We start from the raw sequence: 3998 nt of genomic DNA, 5'->3' as shown, positions 1-3998 counted from the left end.
CAGGGTCTGCAGATGCGGCGCGCCATCCCCCATCGGCTGCAGCGACAGCGCCACCTGCCCATGGCGCTGCACCCAGGCCCGGGCCTGGGCCGCGGCGGCCTGGTAGCGCTCCCAGCGCACCGTATGCGCGGGGTGGCGGATCATCTCGCTGTGCACCGGGTACATGCTGTCGGCAACGACATCGCGCACCATGGCCGCAGCCTGCGCCGCAAAGGCCTGGCGCCGCTGCGGCGCGACCTGCCGCCCGGCCTCGGCCATGGCCGCCACCAGCGACGCCTGCAGCGCCTCCTGCTGGTTGATGAGCTGGGCCGTGCTCAGTACACGCGGCGTGGGCAACGCCGCAAACAGCGGCCGCCGGCCGCGCCCTGTGGACAGCGGCGACGCCACCGGCGGCAAGGCGTTGGTCAGCACGGCCGTCCTCATGCTTCGTCCCCCCCGCCAGGCGTCCCCTGCAGCGCGATGGCGGCGACCACCATGCGGATACGGCGCGCCTGGCGCAGGCTGTAGTCGAGCCATTCCAGCACGGGCTCGCGCGCGGCCCAGTCCAGGTGCCAGCGGCTGATCAGCACCACGCGATCGCCGCTGTCCAGACTGCAGACCAGCGAGCGCCCGGTCAGCACGGCGCCGTTGATCAGCAGCAGCGTGGCCACCAGGCTGCGGCGCAGCGGCCCGGCCGGCGCGACCGCATGGCCCACAAACGCTTCGAACACCCAGTGATGGCTGCGCGGGTGCAAGGAAATACGCACCGGCAATCGATCGTCGAACAGCAGGTCTTGGGCCGCGATGCTGCCCGCTGGGCGCGACGCGTCCAGGCTCTGCATGCGCACGCTGAACGCCTGGGCGCAGGCGCAGGCGCGCGTGCGCGCAGCGCCCTGCACCACGGGCCCGCCAGGGCAGCTGTTGCGGCCTTCGGCCAGCGCGTCGAACTGGGCCAGCAGCGCCTGCAGGCGGCTTTCCACGGCGGCCACCGTCAGCTGCACGGGCTGGGGCGGAAAGTCGCAATCGACCAGCTGCACGTCCTGGCCATCGCCCAGCCCGGCCTGCTGCAGCCCCCAGCGGCTTTCATGGCCGACGCGCAGCAGCGCTTCTTCCAGGCACGCCCGAACGCCATCTCCGAGCGGATCCGTGGCACAGCCCACGCCCGGCAGCCAGCGCTGCAGCCTGGCCTGAAAGTGCAGCCCTATCCAGCGCCCGTCATCCAGCGTGCAGCGCAGCGCCCCGCGGTCGACCGCGCCGCACGCTGCGTCGCCCCCCTGGCTCTGAAGCAGGGGGCACAGCTGCGCGGCAAGGTCGGAAAGATCATTCATGGCTACCGTGAATGCTCGCCTTGCGACGCGGCGCGCGCGCGTCGCCGGCCGCGCTTTTTCAAGCCGGGCAACACGCCATCACAACCATGGGCAGCGCGGCAATTTATTGCCCGCCGCAGCGACTACGCCAGCGCCTGGCTGGGGCCAAAGAACTCGTAGTGCGTCTGCGCGGGCGGCACGCCCAGAACGCGCAGGCCTTGCAGCACGGCCGCCATGAACGGCTGCGGGCCGCAGAAGTAGGCCTCGACATCGCGCGATGCAGGCAGCCAGCGTTCGAGTTGCTCGGCGCCCAGGCGCGCGGGCGCGGCATTCTCGTACAGGTAGTGGCATTGCAGCTGCGGGTGCTGCAGCGCGAGCGCATCGAGGCGCGCGCGAAAGCCCTGCACTTCGGGCGTGCGCGCGCAGTGAATGAACACCACGGGCCGCGCGCTGCCCAGCGCCGCCGCGAGCATGGGCAGCGTGGGCGTGATGCCCACGCCGCCGCTGATCAGCACCAGCGGCTTGGCGCTTTCGGCCAGCGTGAAATGGCCGGCCGGCGGGAAGATCTCCAGCACATCGCCTTCGTGCACTGCATCGTGCAGGTGGCGCGAGACCACGCCCGCGGCTTCGCGCTTGACGCTGATGCGCAGCTCGCGGCCGTTGGCCAGCGCCGACAGCGAGTAGTTGCGGCGCTGCTCCTTGCCGTCGACCACGATGCGCAGGCCTATGAACTGGCCCGGCAGATGCGCCATCACCGCGCCGCCGTCGACAGGCGCGAGATAGAACGAAGTGATCTCCGTGCTTTCGACCTGCTTGCGCGCCACGCGGAACGCGCGCGCGCCGCGCCAGCCGCCCGGGGCGCTGGCGTTGCGGTCATAGGCCTGGGTCTCGGCGCCGATCAGGATATCGGCGAGCTGCTGGTAGGCCGCGGCCCAGGCATCGATCACTGCATCGGTGGCGATCTCGGCGCCCAGCACTTCGCGTATCGACGCCAGCAGGCATTGGCCGACGATGGGGTAGTGCTCGGGCTGCACCTGCAGCGCCACATGCTTGTTGATGATCTGCGCGGGCAGGTTGCCCAGGTTCTCGAGCCGGTCGATGTGCTTGGCATACATCAGCACGCTGAACGCCAGCGCGCGCGGCTGGGCACCGCTTTGCTGGTGCGTGCTGTTGAACAGCGCGCGCACTTCGGGGTGGCCGCCCAGCAAGCTCTGGTAGAAATGGGTGATCAGCGCTTCGCCGCCGCTTTCCAGCAGCGGGACGGTGGATTGGACAATGGCGCGTTGCTCGGCAGTCAGCATGAAAACTCCTGGAAAGGGAATGACAGGGGCAGGCACTGCCCCGACTGCTGCTGCATTCGCAAGCCGCATGCCAGGAAAATCCCCCTTGCACATCAACGACTTGGCGTTTCATGCGTCAATATGACTTGCGTCAAAACATGTCAATTCGACACACGAAAGAGTCAAAATGACTGCCACCCACAGTCTCTTGCGCAGCCTCGTTCCCCTGGTCGCCGACCTGGCCGACGACCTGCCCGAGCGCGAACGCTATCGCCGCCTGCTCGAAGCGCTGCGCACCGTACTGCCCTGCGACGCGGTCGCGCTGCTGCGCCTGCAAGGCGATGTGCTCGCGCCCGTGGCCATCGACGGCCTGAGCAGCGACACGCTGGGCCGGCGCTTTCGCGTCGCCGAGCACCCGCGGCTGGCGCAGTTGCTGGCCCATGGCCAGGCGCTGCGCTTCGCACCCGACAGCCCGCTGCCCGATCCCTATGACGGCCTGGTCGAACACGCGGGCCCGCTCGAAGTGCACGACTGCATGGGCTGCGCGCTGGTCGTAGGCGGCAGCACCTGGGGCCTGCTGACGCTGGACGCGCTCGCGCCCGGCAAGTTCGCCGCACCAGGCCATCTCGACGCGCTGCAGGCGTTCAGCAATCTCGCGGCGGCCACGGTCGCCGCCGCCGAACGCCTGCGCCAGCTCGCGCAAAGCGTGCAGGACGAGCGCTCGCGCGCCGAAAGCTACCGCCAGGCCGCGCTGCCCGCGGATGCGCGCCGCCCGCTGCTGGGCCAGAGCCCGGCGCTGCGGCAGTTGCAAAAGGACATCGCGCTGGTCGCGCCCAGCGAACTCAACGTGCTGATCAGCGGCGAGACCGGCGTGGGCAAGGAGCTGGTCGCCCAGGCCGTGCATGCCCAGTCGCGGCGCGCGGGCCGGCCGCTGGTCAGCGTCAATTGCGCCGCCCTGCCCGAGACGCTGGTCGAAAGCGAACTGTTCGGCCATGTGCGCGGCGCGTTCACGGGCGCCGTGGGCGAGCGCCAGGGGCAGTTCGAGCGCGCCGATGGCGGCACGCTGTTTCTCGATGAAATCGGCGAGCTGTCGCTGGCCGTTCAGGCCAAGCTGCTGCGCGTGCTGCAAAGCGGCCAGTTGCAGCGCCTGGGCTCGGACCGCGAACACCGCGTCGACGTGCGCGTGATCGCCGCGACCAACCGCCCGCTGGCCGAAGCCGTGCGCTCGGGTCGCATGCGCGCCGACTTCTTTCACCGGCTCAGCGTCTACCCGCTGCAGGTGCCGCCGCTGCGCGAACGCGGCAGCGACATCCTGCTGCTGTGCGGCTATTTTCTGGAAGAGAACCGCTCACGCCTGGGCGCGGCCGCGCCGGGCAGCGAACTGGGAACGGTGCGGCTCGATGCGGGCGCGCAATCGGCGCTGCTGGCCTAT

At 70.2% G+C, this 3998-nt stretch carries 4 protein-coding genes; 1 reads left to right on the top strand and 3 read right to left on the bottom strand.

Features of this window, described 5'->3' with window-relative positions; translation table 11 throughout:
* From KHY18_RS26890 to hmpA, 3 genes are all read right to left on the bottom strand, one after another.
* Positions 1 to 411, bottom strand: a 411-nt coding sequence (locus tag KHY18_RS26890; RefSeq protein ID WP_213307497.1) for a hypothetical protein, incomplete at its 3' end; no start/stop codon positions are given.
* Between the two features lie 8 nt (positions 412 to 419).
* On the bottom strand, positions 420 to 1307 hold the full coding sequence (locus KHY18_RS26885) for a hypothetical protein (protein ID WP_213307494.1): 888 nt from the start codon (positions 1305 to 1307) through the stop codon (positions 420 to 422).
* A gap of 122 nt (positions 1308 to 1429) precedes the next feature.
* Positions 1430 to 2587 (bottom strand): NO-inducible flavohemoprotein, encoded by a 1158-nt coding sequence (gene hmpA, locus KHY18_RS26880; RefSeq protein WP_213307491.1) that lies wholly within the window; start codon positions 2585 to 2587, stop codon positions 1430 to 1432.
* A 166-nt stretch (positions 2588 to 2753) separates the two neighbouring features.
* On the opposite strand from hmpA, the gene norR reads away from it, so the two are divergent.
* The coding region (norR, locus tag KHY18_RS26875) for a nitric oxide reductase transcriptional regulator NorR (RefSeq protein ID WP_213307488.1) at positions 2754 to 3998 on the top strand (1245 nt) is incomplete at its 3' end.

It is taken from the genome of Acidovorax sp. CCYZU-2555 (assembly GCF_018413525.1).
In the GTDB taxonomy this organism is placed as follows: Bacteria; Pseudomonadota; Gammaproteobacteria; order Burkholderiales; family Burkholderiaceae_C; genus Comamonas.
The sequence above is the reverse complement of the archived record's forward strand: the minus strand, read 5'-3'. Positions and strand labels throughout refer to the sequence as shown.

What these genes read in the sequence shown, in the direction of transcription:
- KHY18_RS26885 (WP_213307494.1), bottom strand. Translation starts at nt 1,307, where the DNA reads ATGAATGATCTTTCCGACCTTGCCGCGCAGCTGTGCCCCCTGCTTCAG.
- hmpA (WP_213307491.1), bottom strand. Translation starts at nt 2,587, where the DNA reads ATGCTGACTGCCGAGCAACGCGCCATTGTCCAATCCACCGTCCCGCTG.